This window comes from Peribacillus deserti (genome assembly GCF_016909175.1).
GTDB lineage: Bacteria > Bacillota > Bacilli > Bacillales > DSM-1321 > Paraperibacillus > Paraperibacillus deserti.
In genome coordinates this window covers 1-22,483 of record NZ_JAFBFI010000013.1, presented here as the reverse complement: position 1 = coordinate 22,483, position 22,483 = coordinate 1, and the positions used below count along the sequence as shown (strand labels likewise).

16 protein-coding genes and 1 pseudogene are annotated in these 22,483 nt (G+C 39.6%); 12 read left to right on the top strand and 5 right to left on the bottom strand.

Annotation, left to right across the window (positions count from 1 at the left end):
* Positions 1-50: 50 nt before the first annotated feature.
* The gene (locus JOC77_RS14045) at positions 51-941 is read right to left on the bottom strand and encodes an EamA family transporter (RefSeq protein WP_204544239.1); all 891 of its coding nucleotides are present in this window, start codon (positions 939-941) and stop codon (positions 51-53) included.
* Positions 942-1,148: 207 nt separating this feature from the next.
* Between JOC77_RS14045 and JOC77_RS14040 the strand changes: the two genes are divergently transcribed.
* The 4 genes from JOC77_RS14040 (at position 1,149) to JOC77_RS14025 (ending at position 6,131) form a co-directional block, all read left to right on the top strand.
* On the top strand, positions 1,149-2,345 hold the full coding sequence (locus JOC77_RS14040; RefSeq protein WP_204544238.1) for a class I SAM-dependent rRNA methyltransferase: 1,197 nt from the start codon (positions 1,149-1,151) through the stop codon (positions 2,343-2,345).
* 494 nt (positions 2,346-2,839) lie between these two features.
* Complete coding sequence (locus JOC77_RS14035; protein WP_204544237.1) at positions 2,840-3,892, top strand: hypothetical protein; 1,053 nt, start codon at positions 2,840-2,842, stop codon at positions 3,890-3,892.
* A gap of 421 nt (positions 3,893-4,313) precedes the next feature.
* A complete protein-coding gene (locus JOC77_RS14030; protein ID WP_204544236.1) occupies positions 4,314-5,504 on the top strand; it encodes a ParM/StbA family protein in 1,191 nt (396 codons plus the stop codon).
* Positions 5,505-5,516: 12 nt separating this feature from the next.
* A complete protein-coding gene (locus tag JOC77_RS14025; protein ID WP_204544235.1) occupies positions 5,517-6,131 on the top strand; it encodes a hypothetical protein in 615 nt (204 codons plus the stop codon).
* 147 nt (positions 6,132-6,278) lie between these two features.
* On the opposite strand, the gene JOC77_RS14020 is transcribed toward JOC77_RS14025, so the two are convergent.
* Entirely contained in the window at positions 6,279-7,460 is a 1,182-nt protein-coding gene (locus tag JOC77_RS14020) for a NupC/NupG family nucleoside CNT transporter (protein WP_204544234.1), read from the bottom strand.
* A gap of 157 nt (positions 7,461-7,617) precedes the next feature.
* Here JOC77_RS14020 and msrB point away from each other — a divergent pair.
* The 3 genes and pseudogenes from msrB (at position 7,618) to JOC77_RS14005 (ending at position 10,250) form a co-directional block, all read left to right on the top strand.
* Positions 7,618-8,576: pseudogene (gene msrB / locus JOC77_RS14015) on the top strand (peptide-methionine (R)-S-oxide reductase MsrB).
* A gap of 28 nt (positions 8,577-8,604) precedes the next feature.
* On the top strand, positions 8,605-9,357 hold the full coding sequence (locus JOC77_RS14010) for a threonine/serine exporter family protein (protein WP_204544232.1): 753 nt from the start codon (positions 8,605-8,607) through the stop codon (positions 9,355-9,357).
* Between the two features lie 464 nt (positions 9,358-9,821).
* Positions 9,822-10,250: a threonine/serine exporter family protein gene (locus JOC77_RS14005; RefSeq protein ID WP_204544231.1), complete on the top strand. Its 429-nt coding sequence runs from the start codon at positions 9,822-9,824 to the stop codon at positions 10,248-10,250.
* 41 nt (positions 10,251-10,291) lie between these two features.
* On the opposite strand, the gene JOC77_RS14000 is transcribed toward JOC77_RS14005, so the two are convergent.
* The gene (locus JOC77_RS14000) at positions 10,292-10,951 is read right to left on the bottom strand and encodes a class D sortase (protein ID WP_204544230.1); all 660 of its coding nucleotides are present in this window, start codon (positions 10,949-10,951) and stop codon (positions 10,292-10,294) included.
* A gap of 9 nt (positions 10,952-10,960) precedes the next feature.
* Complete coding sequence (locus JOC77_RS13995; protein ID WP_204544228.1) at positions 10,961-13,471, bottom strand: hypothetical protein; 2,511 nt, start codon at positions 13,469-13,471, stop codon at positions 10,961-10,963.
* Positions 13,472-13,850: 379 nt separating this feature from the next.
* Here JOC77_RS13995 and JOC77_RS13990 point away from each other — a divergent pair, with 379 nt between their 5' ends.
* Complete coding sequence (locus JOC77_RS13990; protein ID WP_204544226.1) at positions 13,851-15,965, top strand: immune inhibitor A domain-containing protein; 2,115 nt, start codon at positions 13,851-13,853, stop codon at positions 15,963-15,965.
* 465 nt (positions 15,966-16,430) lie between these two features.
* On the opposite strand, the gene JOC77_RS13985 is transcribed toward JOC77_RS13990, so the two are convergent.
* Positions 16,431-18,092, bottom strand: a complete 1,662-nt coding sequence (locus JOC77_RS13985; RefSeq protein WP_204544224.1) for a glutamine--tRNA ligase/YqeY domain fusion protein — start codon at positions 18,090-18,092, stop codon at positions 16,431-16,433.
* A 208-nt stretch (positions 18,093-18,300) separates the two neighbouring features.
* Between JOC77_RS13985 and JOC77_RS13980 the strand changes: the two genes are divergently transcribed.
* The 4 genes from JOC77_RS13980 (at position 18,301) to JOC77_RS13965 (ending at position 22,372) form a co-directional block, all read left to right on the top strand.
* The gene (locus tag JOC77_RS13980) at positions 18,301-18,921 is read left to right on the top strand and encodes a YczE/YyaS/YitT family protein (protein WP_204544222.1); all 621 of its coding nucleotides are present in this window, start codon (positions 18,301-18,303) and stop codon (positions 18,919-18,921) included.
* Between the two features lie 153 nt (positions 18,922-19,074).
* On the top strand, positions 19,075-19,974 hold the full coding sequence (locus tag JOC77_RS13975; protein ID WP_204544220.1) for an NAD(P)/FAD-dependent oxidoreductase: 900 nt from the start codon (positions 19,075-19,077) through the stop codon (positions 19,972-19,974).
* A 70-nt stretch (positions 19,975-20,044) separates the two neighbouring features.
* Positions 20,045-21,265, top strand: coding sequence for an MFS transporter (locus tag JOC77_RS13970; RefSeq protein ID WP_204544218.1), 1,221 nt, complete (start codon positions 20,045-20,047; stop codon positions 21,263-21,265).
* A gap of 123 nt (positions 21,266-21,388) precedes the next feature.
* Positions 21,389-22,372: a Gfo/Idh/MocA family protein gene (locus JOC77_RS13965; protein ID WP_204544216.1), complete on the top strand. Its 984-nt coding sequence runs from the start codon at positions 21,389-21,391 to the stop codon at positions 22,370-22,372.
* The last annotated feature ends 111 nt before the right edge of the window (positions 22,373-22,483 follow it).

Sequence of the window (22,483 nt, the reverse complement as noted above, 5' to 3'; positions counted from 1 at the left end):
AAGCAGCAAATGTCCAAACATTACCCGGGAAATATAATTCTAGTAAAATATTATGAAAGATTAGCTGGCTTTTTGGCCCTTTGTTGATTGGTTAAGTAGATTCCCATAAATACAAGAAGACCACCAAGGATTTGTATAATACTAATAGAATTTCCCGTCCATATACTAATTATTGCAGTAAATACAGTGAGTAAATTTAAATAAATAGCAGCATTGCTGGCACCAACCTGATTGATCGATACATTCCAAAAAATAAAGGATCCTACGGACGGAAATATCCCAATATATAAAACACCTATTAATGCGTTACTGCTTAATGAGTAATCAAAATCAGCTATCAGGACAAATGGGAGAAGAAGGATTAATGCAATTAGAACGGAAGCAGAGGTAGCCGAAATAGGCGGGATATGCTTAATTTTTCTCCCAATGATCGAATACAATGTCCAAACCAGAATCACGGCCAGCATAATAAGATCACCCTGATTATAATCAAGGTGGAAAATTTGTTGAAGCTGTCCCTTTGTGAGCACAATCAGGACTCCTAACAGGGAAAGAATCAGGCCCAAGCTATTAATCCTAGAGATTTTTTCTTTCAAAAGCAGGGATGAAAATAGGACGATGAGTGCTGGATTCATGGAATTTACTATCGCCGCGTTCAATGAGGTTGTAAACCTGAGCGCTTCATATAACAGAAAGTTATAGCCTGCAATGCCAAGTATAGATAGAACAACAAGGATTCTCCATTCCTTCCATACTGTCTTCCAATTCGGACGTTCTATCATCTGGGCAAGCGGGAATAATAGAAGTGCAGCAATCAGCCAGCGTGAAAAGGTGAGCTGGAGAGGAGCCATTTCAGCTACCACATATTTACCAAATACATAATTTCCGGCCCAGAACAAATTGGCCAAGATAAGAAAAATGTAAACATAGGACTTTTTCACACGAACACATCTCCTCTAAGTTTGAGAAAATTCAGTTTCAATAAATATAGCAAACTAGCAATACGAAATACAATTTTTATTTCGTGCGGCTAAATGAATCGTTCGAATTGAGGAGTGCTGCCATTAAAATAATCCTTTTTTTGGTTCGTCTCATTCAATTTTGTGTAAAATAGGGACAGAGAATTAAATAATAGATGGGATGAAAAGATGCAAAAACTAATTCAGTTAAAGATAAAGCCCAATTTCGTAAGTAAATATAGAAGCGGGTATCCCTTAATCTTAAAGGAAGCGATCATTAATCTGGATGATCTTAAGGAAGAGGGAGCTATCGTAAACCTTGTAGACGAGAAGAACAAGTTTATCGCAAAAGGATATTATGGCAAGCAAAATAAAGGCTTTGGCTGGACGATCAGCCGTAACGAAAAGGAACAGATTGACCAGGAATTTTTTGAACATAAGTTAAAAGAAGCAATCAAGCTTAGAAAGACGTTTTTCAGCAATTCAGAAACAACAGCTTTTAGAGTATTTAATGGTGAGGGCGATGGCGTAGGCGGCATTACCATTGAATATTTTAACGGCTATTATTTAATAAACTGGTACAGCCAGGGAATTTATCATTTCCATGAAGATATTATCAATGCATTGCAGACTGTGGTCGACTTTAAAGGGATTTACCAAAAGAAAAGGTTTGATACCAAGGGTCAATACATTGAAGAAGATGACTTTGTTACAGGAGAAAGAGGGCAATTCCCGATTATTGTAAAAGAAAATGGTGTAAACTTTGCTGTTTATTTGAATGAAAGCGCAATGGTAGGTGTATTTCTTGATCAAAGAGAAGTCCGTAAAACAATACGAGATAAATATGCCCACGGTAAAAGCGTTTTAAACACCTTTTCCTATACAGGTGCATTCTCTGTATTTGCTTCCCTTGGAGGGGCTGTAAAAACTACAAGTGTTGACCTGGCTAACAGGAGCCGGAGCAAGACCATTGAGCAGTTCAGTATCAATGAAATTGATTACGAAGCACAAGATATTATAGTAGAAGACGTGTTCAACTACTTTAAATACGCCGTTAAGAGAAGCCTGAAATTTGATATGGTCATCCTGGATCCACCAAGCTTTGCAAGATCCAAGAAATTTGTTTTCAGTGCGGAAAAGGATTATAAAAATCTTTTGAAGGAAGCCATAGCCATTACTGAAAACAACGGGATAATCGTTGCTTCTACTAACGCCAGTTCGTTTGGGATGGGCAAGTTTAAAGGATTTATTGATGCAGCCTTCAAAGAATCTAACAGCCGATACACCGTACTAGAAGAATTTTCTCTTCCAGAGGACTTTAGAACGATTAAAGAGTTTCCTGAGGGGAATTATTTAAAGGTTGTATTTATAAAAAAGAATATATGATTAAAAAGAAGATTAGCCGGGACTAATCTTCTTTTTTTCTTTTATATAAATTTATAAATCATTAGACATCGAAGTCTGCCTGCTTTCCTAGAGCGCTTCAAACGCTGCTTAAAGGAGTTTTTGAGCTATTCCCTACTACTCCCCTTATTTACTAAAAACGTGCATCCTTCCATAATACATCCGATTTCCCGTACTTGCTTTATGACTAGGTGTGACCAGTAAGATGTTAGAAAGGAAGTCCTGTCATTTAAAGGGTGTATTCGAAAATGGCACGAGTTAATTTTTATACATGTATTTATATTCATTGGATCACATAGCCTTTGTGTGTCGATAACCTGGCTTTTAGGGAATTATAGGATTATAAAAACCAATAAGTTTGGTAATTCATTCAAACTTATTGGTTAAATAGGTATTCACCTAGTCAGCTATTCTTACATACTCTAAATCGTGCAAAGGGAAATCACTCCAATCATTAGATAAGGACGTGAGGATAAATGACAGGGAAAGTTCTAAATTATTTTGTTTGCGGTCACACAGCAAGAGGTTTTTTTAACATAAGTGAATCAGCTCTTCCAAATCTTCAACATTTATTTGTGATTAATAGTCAGTGGGGCGCAGAAGGCTCTAATTTGATCGAGGGGATAGGCAGGGAGTTAGTGGAAACGGGGCATAATGTAGAGTTTATACACAGCCCTTTTGACAGTAAACGACTTGATGGAGTTATTGTACCCTCTTTAGGGATAGGTGTGGTGAAAGAAATAATAGCAGAGGGCGCCCGTTCACTTAACTGCAGGAGAGCAATTATTAATATCCAGCCTGAAAACCATAAAGATGAGAACATAACAGCTCTAATTCAAGAAAAATGCAACCAAGCATATGACTCCTTTTCAACAGCGCTTGAAATTCATGATGAGTGGGAAGAGTTCTATATTCATAATATGGACTTTGCCAAAGCTGATACATTAACAGATGAATTGATTCATTCTTTTTTAGGGGAAGAAGTGCTAAATAAACAATCGGTAGTTAAACATAGGTTTTTAGGAGCTGCTACTCCTCATGGTTCAGTTGATTTTGTACCCGTTTTAACCGAGGAAATCCAAAACCGCTATTTTATTAAGGGCCGGCCCGGCTCAGGGAAGTCGACTCTTCTGAAGAAGCTCGCAAAACAGGCGGAGCATAAAGGGTTTGATGTAGAGGTTTATCATTGTGGCTTTGATCCTAACAGCCTGGATATGGTCATTTTACGAGAATTGGGAATTGCTATCTTTGATAGTACGGCTCCTCACGAGTATTTTCCAGTTAGAGAAAATGATAGGATCATTGATATGTACGGCTCGGTTATAACGGATGGTACTGACGAAAAATTCGCTGTCCAGCTTGCAGATGTTGCTGGTAGGTATAAAACAAAAATCCAGGAAGCTACTGCATTCCTAAAAGAAGCAAGAATGATTCAAGAAAGGGCAGAGAAGGAGTCTCTTTCTCTCCATCGCGATGTATTAGAAAAAATAAAGCAAGAAGTCATACAGGAAATTAATAGAATCTCTTAAACCATACTATAAAGAGTCGCGGGAATTTTACTAATGATTTCCCGTGGCTTTTTTAAAATCTATTTAATAAGAATCATAAATTTTATTTGTATTTACCGGGGTAATAAAAGGAAATGTTTGGAATAAAATCAAGCTAATATTTTTGTATACAAAAAGCGTGTACAAGTATACAAAAATGTATACAATGTATACGAAAAATGTTTACATGTAAACAAATGTGTATACATGTTGATACGACGGGATATATACATAATTATCTTCGAAGTTTACAATATTGTGTACATGTTTACAGTTTTGTAAACAAAAGAAAGTCCTTCCAAAGTCCATTGTAAATTTCAGAGAATTCATTTACCATAGAATGTAATAAAGCTTTTAGTCAGCTTTAGTAAATTTAGATTTTAATAGGGAAGGATAGGTTTAAATGAGAAAAAGCAGAGTTGCTGCAGTTGATGTTGGAAATGATTCGTTAAAAGCTATTTTCGGAGATTTGGACCACGAACTTAATATACCTAATGCCATAGCGAGAGATATTGAAGATCGTCCTATTATTGGAATTGAAGAATTGAATAGCAAAGATCCTCTAGACGGAATACATATCAGACTTCATTCACCTGCATTAAGTGAAAATAATGCTATTTACCGTGTTGGAACGCTTGCCACAAAAAGCGATAACACTTCAGAGTTAGATCCAGGAAGCAGTAAGTCAGAAGAAGATCAGACGCTGGTCATGCTGTTTGCCTCTCTAGCACTTGATGCTGTAAGAGAAGAAAACTCAACTCTATTCAACCGTTCCAATAATGTAATTGACGCAAACTATATACTTGGAACAGGGCTTCCGCTTCGTGAAGTAAAAGAAGGAAAAGATGCCGGCTACCGTTCTAGATTATTAGGCTCAGTCCACCAGGTGGAATTCCTGGTAACACCTAAATATCAGGGTATAAAAGTTAATATCAAATTTGAAGATGTGAAGGTCTATCCGGAAGGCTTCGCGGCTTTTATAAATCTAGTGATGGATAACAACTTAAACATTATCAATAAAGACTTAGTTAATAAAAGTATCCTTATCCAAGATATTGGCGGTCTTTCAACTGATATCGCTGTCATTAAGAACCGCAATGTAGATGATGATAAAGCCCAAGGATTTAATTTGGGAGTCTCTGCAGCTCTTGAGCAGATTCGTGAAGAAATCAGAAGCAAGCATGGAGTAGAACTCGACAGCCGCCGTGATGTGGTTGAGATTATTACCAAAAAGAATGACCGTAACCACATCATGGTTAAAGGAAGCCGTACGAGTGTACATGATATTATTGATCGTATTCTGCTTGAACTTGCTAAAAAGCAATATCGTTTGTTGAGAAATATGTGGTCAAAGAATTCTCAGACTGAAATTTGCTATTTTGTAGGCGGAGGCTCCAATATTCTTAAGGATTATCTTAAAACTTTAAATAATAACCTTGATGGATATAATATTGATTTCTTTGAAGATGAAAAGGAAAGCATTTGGATGATGGCTAACGCTTATTATAAATTGATTTCTGATCATCTTCGCAGAACACAAAAGGAAGATCAAAAAGATAAAAAAGGCGAGGAAAAAAAGCCTGTAAAAGCTTAGTAGGGTGATACTATGAGTACAAGTTCATCAAGCGGGATTAAGAGAGGACAAGCTCTGTCCTTCCGCATCCCTTCAGATGCACCAGATCATGTTATTAAGCAGCTGCAAAAGTTGAAGGAAACTGAAAAACGAAATTTTTCCAGTAAAATAGCTGATTTTGTCATGAATGGTGTAAGCCATACCCTGACGAGAGACAGGGAGACTATCAGCATCCCGATACCCAAACAGTTGAGCAAGGCGCAAAGAGACTGGCTTAAGCATGAGCATTCCGAGGCACTGCTGGGCAGTATCTTGTATCAGCTGATTTCTGATCCGATTCGGGCAGCTTCTTTGCTCGCAGCACTGAACAGTAATGCAATAGATATAGATCAGGCATTATATCTCCAGGAAGAACCAAAGATTATTCCGAAGAAAAGGGCTGAGGAAGCTGATAATAATCTGCAGGAGCGCATCGAAGAAGAACCCCGCTATTCTGCAGAAGAAGCAAAAACGGACTTCTCAGATGATGATCTAAGTAACTTTGATTGGAACAAGGCAAGGAAAAATCAGGATGAGTCCGAAGAATCTGTAGAAGAAGAAGGTCTTGAGGATCTTCTGGGAGACTTTCTTGCACAAATGAATAAATAAAAAAGACCCTCTGTCAGCTTCGGCAGAGGGTTTTTGTTATTCTGATATAGTAAAGAAGGGAGGGCTTTTTACAGGTCTATAACACCCGCTGTATAGTCATGCGATATTGAAGTCGCACATTTAGGCATCCGCCGTTTATAGAGATAATTAAAGCACGAAACTAACTATGATAGCGGATAGCACACTTACCAATGTAGCTCCGTATAAGAGTTTTAATCCAAACCGCGCGACCACATTTCCCTGTTCCTCGTTCAGTCCTTTAACCGCACCGGCAATAATTCCGATGGAAGAAAAATTTGCAAATGAAACTAAGAATACAGATATAATTCCCAGGGTTCTGGTAGAAAACTGGTCTGCAACTTTCGAAAGCTGTTCCATGGCCACGAATTCATTGGTAACAAGCTTTGTAGCCATAATTCCACCTGCATTCACAATTTCGTCCGATGGAATACTCATCAAAAAGGCTATCGGTGAGAATACATAGCCGAGAATTTGCTGAAATGTCAGGTTAAATACTAAAGCAAATAGATTGTTAATAAGCGCAATTAAAGCCACAAAACCAAGCAGCATAGCGGCGACTATAATCGCAACTTTGAAACCATCCATAATATATTCTCCAAGCATTTCAAAAAAGGACTGTTTCTCTGCTTCCTCTATTTGCAAAATATCCTCATGACTTCCGACTGTGTAAGGATTAATTATAGATACAATGATAAACCCTCCGAATAGGTTCAAAACAATAGCGGTTACCACATATCTTGGGTCAATCATAGTCATATAGGCTCCGACGATAGACATGGATACTGTTGACATAGCTGAAGCACAAAGGGTATACAGACGCTGAGGCGTAAGCCTGCCTAGCTGCTTTTTAACGGTAATAAATACCTCGGATTGGCCGACGATTGCCGAAGCAACTCCATTATAAGATTCTAGTTTGCCCATACCATTAATTTTACTTAATACAAAACCGATACCACGCATGATAAAGGGCAGTATTTTAGTGTATTGCAAAATTCCGATCAAGACGGAAATAAATACAATAGGAAGCAGCACATTCAGGAAGAAGGTGTAGGCACCTTCATTCATTAGACCGCCAAAAACAAAATTGATGCCCTCTCCTGCATATTCCAATAGCTTTTCAAATAAACGGGCAATGGCACGGATGATGATTAACCCAAACTTAGTATTTAAAAGAATATAAGCTAATACTAACTGAATGATAAGCATTAAAAGGATATTTTTATATTTAATTTCTTTACGGTTGCTGCTTGCTAATAATGCTAGTACAAAGACAACCGCTAAACCGAGCACTGAAATGAGGTAATTCATATTTTTCCCACTTTCTGTATAGTCTCAGGAATGAACTTTCAGGGTATATGTATTTATAAATTTAATATGTTCAAGACTCCTTAATTTATAAATAATTTCTAGTTCTGTTAAAATAAATACTTATTTTACAATCTTTTGAAGAAGGAGAATCAGCTCGATGGGTTATGAAATGCTTGAACTTGCTACTTTTGCTGGTGGCTGCTTTTGGTGTATGGTATCCCCATTTGAAGAGCGTCAAGGGATTCACAGCGTGGTTTCAGGCTATACAGGCGGCAGAAAAAAGAATCCGACCTACAAAGAAGTAAAATCAGGAACCACAGACCATTATGAAGCTGTACAAATCGTGTATAATCCTCTTATTATTTCTTATAAAGAATTAGTTGAAGTGTATTGGCAGCAAATAGACCCAACAGATTCCGAAGGCCAGTTTACAGATCGCGGAAGTTCGTATAAAAGCGTTATTTTTTATCATAATGAAGTTCAGAGAATAGAGGCAGAGGGGTCCAGGCTGGCATTGATGGAAAGCGGAAGGTTTAAAAATCCTATTGTAACAGAGATACTTCCAGCTTCGGAATTCTTTCGTGCAGAGGAATATCACCAGGATTTCCATAAGAAAAATCCTTTTCGTTATGCTCTATACCGGCGGGCTCGAAAAGAGAAGAGTTTCAGAGGCAATACTGGCCAAAAGACCGGACGGCTTTGAAGGAAAAATTAAGTGAGCTTCAGTACAGAGTTACCCAGGAAAACGGTACTGAACCCCCGTTTCGTAACGAATATTGGGATCATTTTGAAGATGGCATATACGTGGATATTATATCCGGAGAACCGTTATTTACGTCAAAGGATAAGTATGACAGCGGCTGCGGCTGGCCAAGTTTTACAAAACCTGTGATGTCAGCAAGTGTCACGGAACGTCTAGACGTAAGCCATCACAAAACTAGGACCGAAGTCAGAAGCAGAGAAAGTGATTCGCATTTAGGGCATGTATTTGAGGATGGTCCGGGGCCAAAGGGGTTAAGATATTGTATTAATTCCGCTGCATTAAGATTCATCCCTAAAGAAAAATTGACAGAAGAAGGATATGGAGATTTTTTAATATTATTTCCTGGATCATAACACGATTATATTGGCTAGGGGAGATAGGATGGAACACAAAACTGACACATTTGAAGTGATGGAGTTATGTTTGCTTGCTGGCAAAATCATGCTCCAAAATGGAGCAGAGACTTACCGTGTAGAGGATACCATGGAACGGATTGCGGCTTATTATAAAATCGGACAATCTCATAGTTATGTCACACCCACCGGAATCATCTTTTCCCTGGATGGAGTGGTGCCGGCCAAATTAATCCGAATCGCTAACCGAAACACAGACCTGCACAAAGTAACCGCGGCAAATAGTATTTCCCGAAAAATAACCAATGGAGAATTGACATCAGAGGAAGCATACAGGCAGCTGAAGGAATTAGAGAAACAAAACTTATCCTATCCTTTTGCAGTTCAGTTACTAGCTGCGTCGATATCAAGCGGCTGCTTTGTGATTATGTTTATGGGCGGCTGGTATGATTTTTTACCGGCGTTACTATCCGGAGCTCTGGGCTATACTTGCTTTGTGTACATACATAAGCTGGTAGAAGTGAAGTTTTTCGCCGAGTTTTTAGCTGCCTTTGTAATAGGTCTTGCCGCCTTTTCTCTCAAAGCATTAGGAGCAGGCCATGAAGCAGATAAAATCATTATAGGATCGGTCATGCCGTTAGTTCCCGGGCTGCTCATTACAAACGCTGTAAGAGATTTAATGTCAGGGCATTTAGTCTCAGGTCTGTCCAAGGGTGCAGATGCCTTTTTAACTGCATCAGCAATCGGAACCGGGATTGCCGCTGTTTTTTCTATTTTTTAAGGCTTTGTTAAACTTGTCTGTTTATTTCCGCTACAGGCACTCGCTTTCCGCGGGCGGTCCGGGAGCCTCCTCTCACGTGTACGCCTGCGGGGTCTCCCTTAATAGAAAAGCGGAGGACGGTGACTTTCAAGGTGCTTCTCTTTAGAGAATTGTGATGAACAAACTCGTTTTAGAAACCACTATATAGAAAGTCAGATACCTGATAAAGAAGACTTGCTGATTGGCAAGCGAAAGCGAAGACAGAAGCATAGTCGCCCTTATGCGTTAGCCAGACATAAGACAAGCGGCAGCGAAAGGCGCCCTTTGCCTTTTGATGGCGATTGGCTTATGACCGAAGGTGTCAGTCCGGAACTGGACAATACTGCTTTTCCCGCAGGAGTCTCGCACCTGCAGCGAAGATCAACTTAGTGAGAAAATCAACATTGAGCTCTAACATCGCCATTTTTTAATGAAAGGAGTAAGCTATGATCGGACAGTTAATTACAAGTTTTTTTGCTACGGCAGGAATAGGAATTATTTTTAATATCCCCAAAAAATCCCTTATAAATTGCGGCATTGTAGGGATGGCTGGCTGGTTTATCTATGTTGTTCTGTTCGAAAACCACTTTGATCCGGTATTAGCTACCTTGCTCTCAGCATTTTTGATTGCTATCATGAGCCAGTTTTATGCAAAAAAATATAAAATGCCCGTTATTATTTTCAGTGTGGCTGGTATGATCCCGCTGGTACCAGGGGGAATGGCCTATTATGCAATGAGAAAGTTCGTAGAAAACGATTATAATGAAGCACTGCAGTTTGCTGCAAAGGCGTTTATGCTCTCTGGTGCGATTGCAGTAGGAATCATCCTCTCGGAAGTCCTCAATCAAACCATCAAGAAAATCAATCAACAATAAAGAAATCCCTTGTCAGTGAAGCCTGGCAAGGGATTTCTTACTTAGTCAGCGAGCCTCGCTTTAATAATGAGCCGTTTTTTGTTCGAATTAAGCGGGTGGCAGGTTATTAGTGTCAAGATTTCATCATTTGCCGGCTGGATGACGGAAAGATCAGCCGGGTCAACAATAAGGCTGTCAAAAACCTTATATGTGAATGCCCTTCCGTATGAACGCAAAGTTATCACATCTCCGTTATTTATTTCATTCAGCCGGTTAAAAAACTGTCCATACGTATGGCTCCTATGGGCAGCAAGCACCACATTGCCATGTTCACCTGGAAGGGAGGTGGAAGGCATCCAGCCAACTGCGTTTTTCATGCTTTTTTGGTCGACACCTTTAACGATAATAGCCTCGAGATTAATTCTCGGTATTACAAGCTCACCCACTATGCCTTTTTTCTTTACAATGTCACGGGCTGTTACAATTTTCTTTGATTCGGCTTTAGACGGTACCTGTTTGCCCTTTGTGGTGGAAACGGCTGGTTCAGATTCGTCTGCCCTTGCTGTTTCTGCCTGTGCCACCGTCTGATTTAACTTGATCCAGTCTTGTTTAAGAGCATTCTGCGCCTGATTTACTTTCCAATCTGTATAAAAGGGATAAACAAACAGCAGCAGACCAATTAAAATGAAGGTACCTCCAATTATTTTAAAATAAGGCTTCATTTAGTTCACCTAGTTTTTTGCCCCTTTTCGGTGGAAAAGGTAAAGACCGGCTCCTACAGCTGCTAATCCTAAAAGCATATATGCTTTACTGTCCATTGCCGATCCGGTAATCGGCAATGTTGACAAGGTTGAAACTGCAGGATTACCTGTGGAGCTGCTTCCCACAGCAGGGCTTGAGCTGACAGGAGTTGTTCCATTGTTTCCGGATGTACTTGGATCTGCAGAAGTGCCCCTGTCACTAGAGACGCCTCCGGAATTTACCGGGTCGGCCGAGACGCCGGTGCCAGGATCAAAGCCGCCTGCAGGATTTCCGCTGTTGTTCAATGGAACTGTGAATGGCTTTTCGATAACTGTTTCATTATCAGATTCAAGAATGAGCGGGAGCGTGATTGGTTTAAGCTCTCCATTAATCGTTCCGCTGACTTTAAGCATTAAGTGTATCTTTCCTTTTGGCAGCTCAGGGAGCATAATTTGATACATTCCATCTGCCCGCTGTGTAATGGTTCCTTTGATGCCGCCTATCCATATGACATTTTCAATTTTAAAGGAAGACGGTGCTTTAAATAGTAAGCAAATATCTTTAAAGGATCTGCTATTATTATTTTCAATCCAGAACTCAGGTGAAAATTCTGCTTTCTTTCCATGTACTTTAAGCCATGCTTTTGCGCTGAGCTTCACTTTTTGTTTCATTGTTTTTGTAAATACAGGATTTACCTTGTTCTTTAAAGTTACGGCTATGGACTTATCACAAATCGTTTCTTTATTTAATTGAAGGCTAAATGGCATAGTAAATGTTTTGATTTTTCCAGCTGCAGTACCGCTTAATTTTATTTTAAAATGTGTTTTTCCTTTAAGAATTTCCGGCAGTGTAACCGTACAAGTACCATTCGCATTTTGTACAAGACTTGCCTTCACTCCATTTATCCATATAAACTTTTCCAGCTTTAATGAAGCAGGTTTGTTGAAGCAAAGGATAAAGTTCTTAAATGACATAGAGTTGCTATTTTCTATAAACAATTCATGATAAAATTCAGCTTTATTCCCCTTCTGCACAAACCAGGCATTTCCATTCATCTTAATCTTTTGCTTCATCTCAGGTGAAAAGACCGGGATGTTAAGGTCCTTTATACTCACCCCTAATGATTTTTGCAAGATAAGATCTTTCCCACAAAGCATGGTAAACGGCATAGAAAAAGACTGAACCTTTCCGTTTAGCATTCCGCTCAATTTCAATTTCAGATGAGTTTTTCCTTTTAATACTTCAGGCAGCTTAAATGTGCACGTCCCGTCAGCTCCTTGGACAAGGCTGACCTTAATGCCATTTACCCAGATATATTTTTCTAATTTAAAGAAGGCTGGAGCTTTAAAAGAGAGACTGAAATCCTTGAACGATAGATCGTTTTTATTCTCAATATATAAATCCTGTGTGAATTCAGCCGTCTTGCCTTTAAATGAAAACCAGGCATTGCCGCCAAGCTGGAACTTTGCCTTCATTTCTTTAGTAATAATGGTTTCTGTAGCCGGTTTTACCAGGAAGAACTTCACATCGAAATGCATGCTTTCTCTGGCTTCCATATCAGGAATAGTAAGAGTCATCCCATTTTTTGCGTCATTGAGTTTCCACGATATATTTTCAAGGTGTGGGTTTTTATTGTTTGGTGTTATTAACACAAGCTGTGGAAAGCTTTCATCAAGTACATATCCCTCAGGAAAAGCAATGGTTGTACTTAAAGAACTAAGAGTCTCTTTACCGGAATTTGTCAGGTCGAATTTATACACGGGATGAAGCTGCTTGTCTCCTACTTTCGTATCACCGATCAGTTTAATTGAACCGGCTGTTTTTAGCAGATTTGAGCTTGCCTGAAAGCTGCTAAACGAAGTAACAGAGGAGTCAATCGCTAGTCCTTGCAGAAGATCATCCTTTACTGGCGGTATAGGAATAGATGTATCATCTGTTTTTGGTGTGGTAGCTGGAACTGTTGTTTTTACAGAGGTGTCAGCAGTTGTTGTTGTTTTTGCTTCTGCAGCTTTATCTGTGATAGCTTGTGTAGAAGCAGCTGTCTGGGTATTTGCAGTTGTAGCTGTTTTAAGTTGTACAGATGTGATTGTTTTTGCTTCTGCAGTTGTAACCGTTTTAGTTTGTGCAGAAGCAGCGGTTTGGGCTTTTGCAGTTGTTGCTGATTTAGCTTGTACAGATGTGATTGTTTTTGCTTCTGCAGCTGTAACTGTTTTAGTTTGTACGGAAGTAGTTGTTTGGGCTTTTGCAGTTGTAGCTGTTTTAGCTTGTGCAGATGTGGTTGTTTTTGCTTCTGCAGCTGTGACTATTTTAGTTTGTGCAGAAGTAGTTGTTTTCACTGCTGGTTTAGCCTTCGTTGTGGCAGATACTGCACTTTCTAATTTACTCTTCTCAATCTTAGATACAGCCGTACTGGTCTGACTCCCTTCAGCAAATGCTGATAAAGGGGCTAAAGTTACAAGTGCAGCTAGTGAAACAGGTAAAACCGCGTACTTCTTTGACAAATTAATCCATCCTCCTAGAACTAAGTTAATAGTAAAATAGTATTGCTAAGAGGGGAATACCCAAAATATTCTAATTAATAAACCTTTTTCCAATAATTTTTTTCGTAATTATTTTTATGCTTTCCACGCGGTTAACTAATTAGTGGAAGGTTAATATTTCTTTTAGTAGAAAAGTTTTATTTTTCGGAATAAAAATACATATGAATCTATTAATTTTGATTCAAATGTACTATTATTTTATGGGAAATAATGTCGAATGATGAGTCAAATGAAATTATTTAAAACAGATACTAGTTCAAAGAGCACTTTTTTCAGAATATTCTCCATGTTAGGATAAGTAAGTCATTTAGACTACTTTATATAAAAAGGAGAATGGCTAGTGAAAAAACAACTATTATCTGTATTAACAGCTAGTGCTTTAACTCTTTCTTTGTTTGCTCCAATCGCTTCACCTGCAAAGGCTGCAACATCTGCTTCCTCTACAGCTGAAAAATGGGATGTAGAGCGTTATGGGGATCGTGTGGATGTGGATGGGTATTTGAATAAACTTTCTGAAGACCAGACGTTTAATCAAAATGCTCTTAAGAGTATAGAGGAGCAGGCTAGGAATATTAATTTTAATGAGACAGCCGGAAGTTCTACTAGCAGTGCCAGCAGCACTTTTACTTATGATGGAGGGACTAAGAAATTTTTAAATAGAAACCTGAAATTCAAAGACTTTACTCTGCGGAGTGTTGGGGAAAATGTTGAAATCTGGGTTGCGAATGATTTAGCATTCAAGCCTGGAGACTCACGTCCTGCGCAAGTGGTAACTCAAGCCCAGGTTGACAAGTTAAAAAATGAATTTGATAGCAATATCTACCCTAAAGCTACTGAATTCTTTGGAACTCCGGATGTGCTTGATGGATCTCATTCACCTATTGCCGGTGCGATTGACGGTATACCAAAAGGTTATTATGAAGGCAGCGATAAAGTAATAATGCTGGTCGATAATATTATTGATGATAATTATAATGATCCGACATATCCTTTCTTTGTAGCTGGGTTCTACTGGCAGACACTAGAAAACTATATTGATAGAAACATTATTACAATTGATGCAAGAGATTGGGATACTCGCTTAGAAAATACATTCTTCGGTACGACTATTCACGAACTTCAACATTTAATTCATGCAGATAACGATGGCGCTGAAGAAACATGGATCAACGAGGGGATGTCTACATTTTCCGAATACCTCGGAGGATACGGTCACGATGATAGATCTATCAACTTTTATTTAGATCACCCGGAAAACTCACTAGTTAACTGGGATGAGCATCAGGGGGCTAAGACTGGTCCAGAAACGATCGCAGATTATGGCCAGGTATATCTATTCACTCTTTATATGAACGATAAATTTGGAAGGGAATTCATCCGTGATCTTGCAACTAGTGAAGACGTTGGAATTGAAGGGGTGAATAAAACCCTTGCTAAGCACGGATATGATTTAGATTTTACACAGCTATATCAAGACTTTATTACAGCACTTGCGCTTGACAGCGGTAATGGAAAGTATAATTTTGACAGCATTGATCTAAGAGATCTTGTTGTTGATGATAAAGGTACAAAACGCGGTATAACAGTAGACTATGAAAAGGCATTGGCAATTGAAAAAGAAGGCGTTCCGGCATGGGGCGGCGACTTCAAACAGCTGGATTTCCAGGATAAAATCCGTACGATTAAATTTGATGGGGTGGATTTCCTTCCGACTCCGTGGACAGCAGCCGCTGATCCAGCCAATGCTTCTAATAAAGTACTTTGGAGCGGTAATGGCGATGAAGCAGATAATGCCCTTATTTTCGAAGCTGATTTAACAGGAAAATCGAGCGCAACATTAAATTTTGATCATTACTACCAAATTGAAGAACAGTGGGATTTTGGTATGGTCCAGGTATCTGAAGACGGCGGTAAGACTTGGAAGAGCCTTGCTAACGGCAATACACGTTCTGACGTTGTAGAAGAAGGCTATCCGAAGATTAAAGAAAACGTTCCTGGATTTACAGGGCATAGCGATGGCTGGGATAACGAGAGTTTTAATCTTAGTGCATACGCGGGTAAAAAAGTTTTAGTTTCATTCCGTTATTTAACTGATTGGGGCTCTACTGAAGATGGCTGGTTTATTAAAAATATTACCATTCCAGAAATCGGCTACTCAAATGCTGGTACTTCTCCAGAAGGCTTTAAATCAATGAATGAGCTTTTAGGCAAATATGTTGAATATACAGTAACCTTTATCAATGAAACCGTAAAAGGAAAGAAAACACATACTAAAGTAGTTACTGTTGATCCGTTCAATGTAACAGATGAAAAAGCACTTCAGTTAAACCAATTGTTCAAGGAAGGCAAGAATTATATGATTACTTCCTATGCAGCACCTGCTGATGACAAAAATCCAGTAGATTTCACTTACGAAGTAGTTCTTAAAAAAGATTCTAAGAAAAAGAAAAAATAATTAAAATAGAGCCTGTTTTCGGATTCGAAAACAGGCTCTATTTTTTGTTGCATACCTAATTAGCGTGTGGTGTCGCCCGTCTTATTTTAGGCATATCCAATAAGGTTAAATCATAAATCCATAAAGATAAGCATACACCCACCCAACTTAAGCATTGAGAAGCATAAACCCCAAAAACTTAAGCATAAAGTGCAAAAACATAAGCATAAATCAAAGAAACATAAGCATAAAGTTTGAAAACATAAGCATAAACTTCAAAATCCCTTGTTAATTTAACTGCCAGCCATCAAAACCCTCTCGATATGTGGCTAAAATACAATTTTATGTGGCTAAACAGATGATTTATGTGGTTAAAACACCATTTTATGTGGCAAAATCGCTTGTTTACCGGGCGCCTGATGGCAACGTCCCTTACGATCCATATACGTAAACACACAAACAGCCGGTAATGCCGGCTGCTTCCTTTTACATTCTAAACGAACTCTTCAACGAAACAATCAAGTTAAAGACCAATCGATCCTCCGTTGTATCTTTAGGATCCACATTAAAGTATCCATGGCGAAAGAATTGGAACTTGTCTTGAGGTTTTACATCCTTCATATTTGGTTCTACAAATCCGTTGACCACCTGCAGGGAATTAGGGTTCACATGATCAAGGAACGATTTTGCATCCTCTTCATTAGCATCTTCGCTGTCTGCATCCAGGATAAGAGGCTCATACAGCCTGAATTCGGCTGGAACTGCTTGGGTAGCTTCCACCCAGTGAATGGTTCCTTTCACCTTTCTGCCTGTAAAGCCTGTACCGCTTTTTGTTTCAGGGTCATAAGTAGCCCGGATTTCAATGACATTTCCGTTTTCATCCTTGATTACTTCCTCGCATTTAATGAAGTACGCGTGTTTCAAACGGACTTCGTTGCCCGGGAACAGGCGGAAATATTTCTTTGGCGGATCTTCCATGAAATCATCCTGTTCGATGTAAATTTCACGGGAAAAAGGAATCTGCCTTGTACCCATTTCTGGATTTTCTGGATTGATTTCTGCTTCAAGCATTTCAACCTGGCCTTCAGGGTAGTTTGTAATCACAACTTTTAAGGGCTTAATAATACCCATAGTGCGCGGTGTGGATAATTTTAAGTCTTCACGGACAAAATGCTCAAGCATTCCTGTATCTACAGTTCCTGCGCTTTTAGAAACACCAATTTCGTGACAGAAAGCGCGGATGGCTTCTGGTGTATAGCCTCTTCTTCTTAATCCAGAGATAGTAGGCATGCGTGGGTCATCCCATCCGTCTACATAACCTTCATCAACCAGCTGCTTCAGCTTGCGCTTACTCATGACGGTGTTTGTTAAGTTCAAGCGGCCAAATTCATATTGACGCGGGCGGCTTTCCATTTCACAGTTTTCGACAATCCAGTCATAAAGGGGACGCTGATCTTCGAATTCGACCGTACAAATAGAGTGTGTTACATCTTCAATCGCATCCTCTAATGGATGTGCAAAAGCATACATCGGGTAAATGCACCATTTGTCTCCTGTGTTATGATGGGTTGCATGAGAAATACGGTAAATAACAGGATCACGCAGGTTAATGTTTGGTGAGGACATGTCAATTTTGGCACGCAGTACTTTTTCACCGTTGCCAAATTCAGCATTTCTCATACGCTCAAACAAGTCCAGGTTTTCTTCCACTGAGCGATTGCGATAAGGGCTGTCCTTGCCCGGCTGAGTAAGTGTACCGCGATATTCACGGATTTCGTCTGCTGATAGATCGTCCACATACGCCAGGCCTTTATTGATCAACAGAACGGCCTTTTTGTACATTTCTTCAAAATAGTCCGAAGCAAAGAATAGTCCGTCCCATTCGTAGCCCAGCCATTTTACATCCTCTTTAATCGCGTTAACGTATTCGATGTCTTCTTTCAGAGGGTTTGTATCATCGAATCTAAGGTTTGTTTTTCCGTTAAACTCATCCGCGACACCAAAGTTCAAAATAATGGATTTAGCATGGCCTATATGCAAATATCCATTAGGCTCTGGAGGGAAACGGGTAATTACGTAGTCACGCTTTCCTGTTTCGAGGTCCTCTTTAATGATATCTCTAATAAAATTAGAATTCGTGTGCTCCACTTTAACTGCCCTCTTTCTTTTAAAATCGTATTAATAATTTTACTTGAATATATACGATAAATACAGGATTTTTGGCTATTCCCTTATAATAAAACAAAAAATGATAGTAAACCGGATAAACTATGAAAAATTCTAAATATTCATATACACCTGAAGCTGAAAGTAATACAATAATTAACATATTTTACATAGGGGGGAGGAGATATACATGTCTTTGTATTTTCGGTATATCATGTTTTTTAGCGGGCTGACTTTATTTGGCCTGGGAATCGCAATCGCTATTCAAGTTAAACACCTTGGACTTCATCCGTGGGATGTACTGAGTGTCGCATTATATGATCACTTCGGGGTCTCAATCGGATTCTGGGGAGTGGTTGTAGGACTTCTTCTAATCGGTGTTTCATCTATTACGGCTAGAAAATATATTAGTATCGGTACTTTTTTAAATGCACTATTTATAGGCCCGATTATAGATTTTTTCCTGTGGCTTGATATTCTTCCTTCTGCCTCCGGGACATGGACAGATTATCTGGTTATTCTTTGTGGAATTATTCTAACTGGAATCGGCGGAGGCATGTATGTAGCGGCAGGCATTGGAGCAGGTCCGCGTGATGGCTTTATGCTTTCTATTTCTGAAAAAACAGGCATGTCGATCAGCAATGCAAGAATTCTGGTAGAAAGCGCCGTCTTGCTGATTGGATTATTGCTGGGCGGGCCAGTCTTTGTCATGTCATTCATTTATACACTGATCCAAAGCCCTGTATTTCAGAAATCTCTCCTCTTTTTTAGAAAAGTTAGTCCTCCACAAAATGCGAAAAAGGCTGCATAAACATCAAAAAAAAAGCTCCTATTTTGGAAATAGGGGCTCTTTTCTGTTTAATAATCATGGCATAAGGATATAGGCAAACATAAAAGCTGGTAATTTATAAAATACTAAAGGCAGGGAAAGACGAATCAAGCCTTAGGCGAGAGGAAGTATACGATGTTTTACGAAACCATTATAATCGGCGGCGGAATAGCGGGGCTTCAGGCTGCTATCCAGCTGGGAAGAGCTCAGCGTAAAGCGCTAGTCATAGATTCTAATAGAGGAAGATCGACTTTATGCAGAAGCTATCATAACATACTGGGATGGCCGGATGGAATTAGCGGGGAAGAACTTCGCAGGCTCGGGCGTCAGCAGGCAGAACAAGTGGGAATTCAGTTTACCGAAGATACAGTCAGCTCTGCGGAGAAGACAAAAACGGGATTTACCCTGACCACAGAAAAGGGGAAGCAGTATGAGGCTAAAAGAATCCTGATTGCCACAGGCATTATAGACCGGATTCCTGACCTGCCCGAAATATACGAATGCCTGGGCAATAGTGCATATATTTGTCCTGACTGTGATGGCTATGAGATTAAAGATGAACTTACAATTATAGCTGGCTCAGGCAATGCAGGAGCTAATATGGCGCTGACTCTTTCATACTGGACAGACAAGCTGATTTATATTAATCATGAACAGCAAAAAGTAGACAAGGATCTCCTGCAAAAGCTTAAGGACAAACACATAGAATATCTTGAAGAACCTATTAAAAAGGTTGTAAAAGAGCGGCAGTCCTTTCAAGGCTTTATTCTCGATGAAGGCAGGCTGCTTTCGGCTAATAAGTGCTTTCTCGCTTTTGGCGGCAATGAAGTCAAATCACAGCTCGCAAAACAGCTGGGTGTAGAGGTGATGGATAATAATCATATTAAAGTAGACCCCCGTACTCAAATGACGAATGTAGAGAACGTATGGGCCGCAGGAGATGTGACGGTTCATTCTGAACAGGTAGCCATAGCCATGGGGGATGGACTTCAGGCAGCGATTTGGATTCATAAAAGCTTATTGAATGAAAAATAGTTATTTACAGATGTAATGACACCTGGTATATTTTCAGGTGTTATTATTTATGGAATTCTGGGAGGATTTTATGGAAAACAGTGCAAAAGCCTTTGATAAGAATAATAAAAAGCTCTTAGGAGTAGCTGGTCTGGGCTGGCTATTTGATGCAATGGACGTAGGAATGCTTTCTTTTATTATGGTAGCACTAGCTGCAGATTGGGGACTGTCTTCCCAGCAAGTTGGCTGGATAGGCAGTGTAAACTCGATCGGAATGGCTGTCGGTGCATTGCTGTTTGGACTGATGGCAGACCGGATCGGCCGGAAGAATGTGTTTATTATAACTCTTTTATTGTTTTCTATTGGCAGCGGTTTATCTGCATTTACAAGCTCTTTAACTGTATTTCTAATCCTAAGGTTCATAATTGGGATGGGTCTCGGGGGAGAGCTTCCCGTTGCATCAACGCTTGTTTCTGAAAGTGTGCCTGCAGAAAAACGGGGCAAGGTAGTGGTCCTGCTTGAAAGCTTCTGGGCAGGAGGCTGGCTGCTGGCCGCTTTAATTTCCTATTTTATCATTCCAGAGTACGGATGGAAGATTGCTTTATTGATAAGTGTTATACCTGCATTTTATGCATTGTACTTAAGGGTGAATCTGCCGGATTCTCCAAGGTATGAGCGAATAAAAGATTCAGAAAAACCATCCGTGTGGGCAAATCTTTCCGGGGTGTGGGCTAAAAAATACCGGAAGCAAACCACAACGCTCTGGGTTCTATGGTTTTGTGTCGTATTTTCCTATTATGGAATGTTCCTTTGGCTCCCAAGCGTAATGGTTATGAAAGGGTTTACACTCATTAAGAGTTTTCAGTATGTATTGATTATGACTCTGGCACAATTACCGGGTTATTTTACAGCAGCATGGTTTATTGAAAGGCTGGGAAGAAAGTTTGTGCTTGTTACTTACCTAATAGGCACAGCCATTAGTGCTTATTTCTTTGGGCAGGCAGAGTCATTGACTCTATTAATTACATCAGGAATTTTTCTATCTTTCTTCAACCTTGGCGCCTGGGGTGCTTTATATGCCTACACTCCCGAGCAATATCCAACGATTATCCGTGGTGCGGGCGCAGGGATGGCGGCTTCATTTGGCCGTATTGGAGGAGTGCTCGGACCATTGCTGGTAGGATATCTGGTTGCTCAAGATACATCTATTACCTCAATTTTTACGATTTTCTGTGTAGCGGTGCTAATTGGAGCTGCAGCGGTATTCTTTTTTGGAAAAGAAACAAAAAACATCGAACTGCAGGAAAAATAAATACCGGCGAGCGAGCCTTAAAGCCAGTCTATTTCTGTGCTAAAGGCTCCTTTGTATTTTAGAAATAAGGGAAATTGGTTTATAATTAAAACCATCATTACCTGAAAGGGGTAACTATCTCTTATGAAGCTAGGAACAATAGGAACCAGCTGGATAACAGAATCCTTTATTGATGCTGTAAAATCCACTAACCAATTAACCTTAACATCTGTTTACTCACGATCCATGGAAGCCGCAGAACAGTTTGCTAAAAAGCATAACGCGGAATCTGCCTTTGATGATCTCGAAAAAATGGCCAGGAGCAGTGAAATAGAAGTTGTATACATAGCCTCACCGAACTCCCATCACTATGAACAAGCAAAAATTTTCATTCAAAATAAAAAGCATGTTATTTGTGAGAAACCGATCTTTTCAAATCTAAAAGAGTGGGAAGAGATTTATCGGCTTGCGGAAGAACATGGCGTCTTCGTATTCGAAGCCATTCGCAATTTCCATTCTCCAAATTTCACCATTCTTAAGAAGAACCTGGAAAAGGCAGGTGTGATCCGCAGTGCGATGCTTCATTATTTACAGTACTCTTCAAGATATGACGCTTTTTTACGAGGAGAAAATCCTAACGTATTTTCACCGGATTTTTCAGGTGGTGCCCTCACTGATTTAGGAGTATACGCGATATATGCAGCGGTTGGCTTATTTGGAGCGCCAAAATCTGTTTCCTACCATCCCGTGCTGCTCCGTAACGGTATTGATGGCAGTGGGACACTGGTCTTAGAATATGATTCTTTTGTTTGTACAGTTCTATTTTCAAAAATTGCCGCGTCCTACATTAGCAGTGAAATTCATGGCGAAAAGGGAGCATTCCTTCTCGATAAGGTATCGCCGATCAGCAGTGTTGAATTTATAGACCATAAGACTCATGAAAAAGAAAGCCTGGGAGTAGAACAGGCGGAAAATGATATGGTTTACGAAATTGATCAAATTGTTCGCACCGTGGAAACGAATGACCGTGAGACATATGAGAGCTGGAAGGAAGCAAGCCGAATCGTATTGTCTATCACAGAAGAAGCCCGCAGGCAGAACAACATTGTCTTTGGTACGGAAAAATAAAGAAGGTGTCCTCAAATGTGAACTGTAACCCCTAAAATGGACAGTTTAATAAAAAGGCCCTATGCTGCTAATAAATGATCCCGGTATTGTACCGGGGTCATTTTATTTAAT

What these genes read in the sequence shown, in the direction of transcription:
- JOC77_RS14030 (WP_204544236.1), top strand. Translation starts at nt 4,314, where the DNA reads ATGAGAAAAAGCAGAGTTGCTGCAGTTGATGTTGGAAATGATTCGTTA.
- JOC77_RS13970 (WP_204544218.1), top strand. Translation starts at nt 20,045, where the DNA reads ATGGAAAACAGTGCAAAAGCCTTTGATAAGAATAATAAAAAGCTCTTA.
- JOC77_RS14035 (WP_204544237.1), top strand. Translation starts at nt 2,840, where the DNA reads ATGACAGGGAAAGTTCTAAATTATTTTGTTTGCGGTCACACAGCAAGA.
- JOC77_RS14005 (WP_204544231.1), top strand. Translation starts at nt 9,822, where the DNA reads ATGATCGGACAGTTAATTACAAGTTTTTTTGCTACGGCAGGAATAGGA.
- JOC77_RS14010 (WP_204544232.1), top strand. Translation starts at nt 8,605, where the DNA reads ATGGAACACAAAACTGACACATTTGAAGTGATGGAGTTATGTTTGCTT.
- JOC77_RS14000 (WP_204544230.1), bottom strand. Translation starts at nt 10,951, where the DNA reads ATGAAGCCTTATTTTAAAATAATTGGAGGTACCTTCATTTTAATTGGT.
- JOC77_RS13965 (WP_204544216.1), top strand. Translation starts at nt 21,389, where the DNA reads ATGAAGCTAGGAACAATAGGAACCAGCTGGATAACAGAATCCTTTATT.
- JOC77_RS13980 (WP_204544222.1), top strand. Translation starts at nt 18,301, where the DNA reads ATGTCTTTGTATTTTCGGTATATCATGTTTTTTAGCGGGCTGACTTTA.
- JOC77_RS13975 (WP_204544220.1), top strand. Translation starts at nt 19,075, where the DNA reads ATGTTTTACGAAACCATTATAATCGGCGGCGGAATAGCGGGGCTTCAG.
- JOC77_RS14040 (WP_204544238.1), top strand. Translation starts at nt 1,149, where the DNA reads ATGCAAAAACTAATTCAGTTAAAGATAAAGCCCAATTTCGTAAGTAAA.
- JOC77_RS14025 (WP_204544235.1), top strand. Translation starts at nt 5,517, where the DNA reads ATGAGTACAAGTTCATCAAGCGGGATTAAGAGAGGACAAGCTCTGTCC.
- JOC77_RS14020 (WP_204544234.1), bottom strand. Translation starts at nt 7,460, where the DNA reads ATGAATTACCTCATTTCAGTGCTCGGTTTAGCGGTTGTCTTTGTACTA.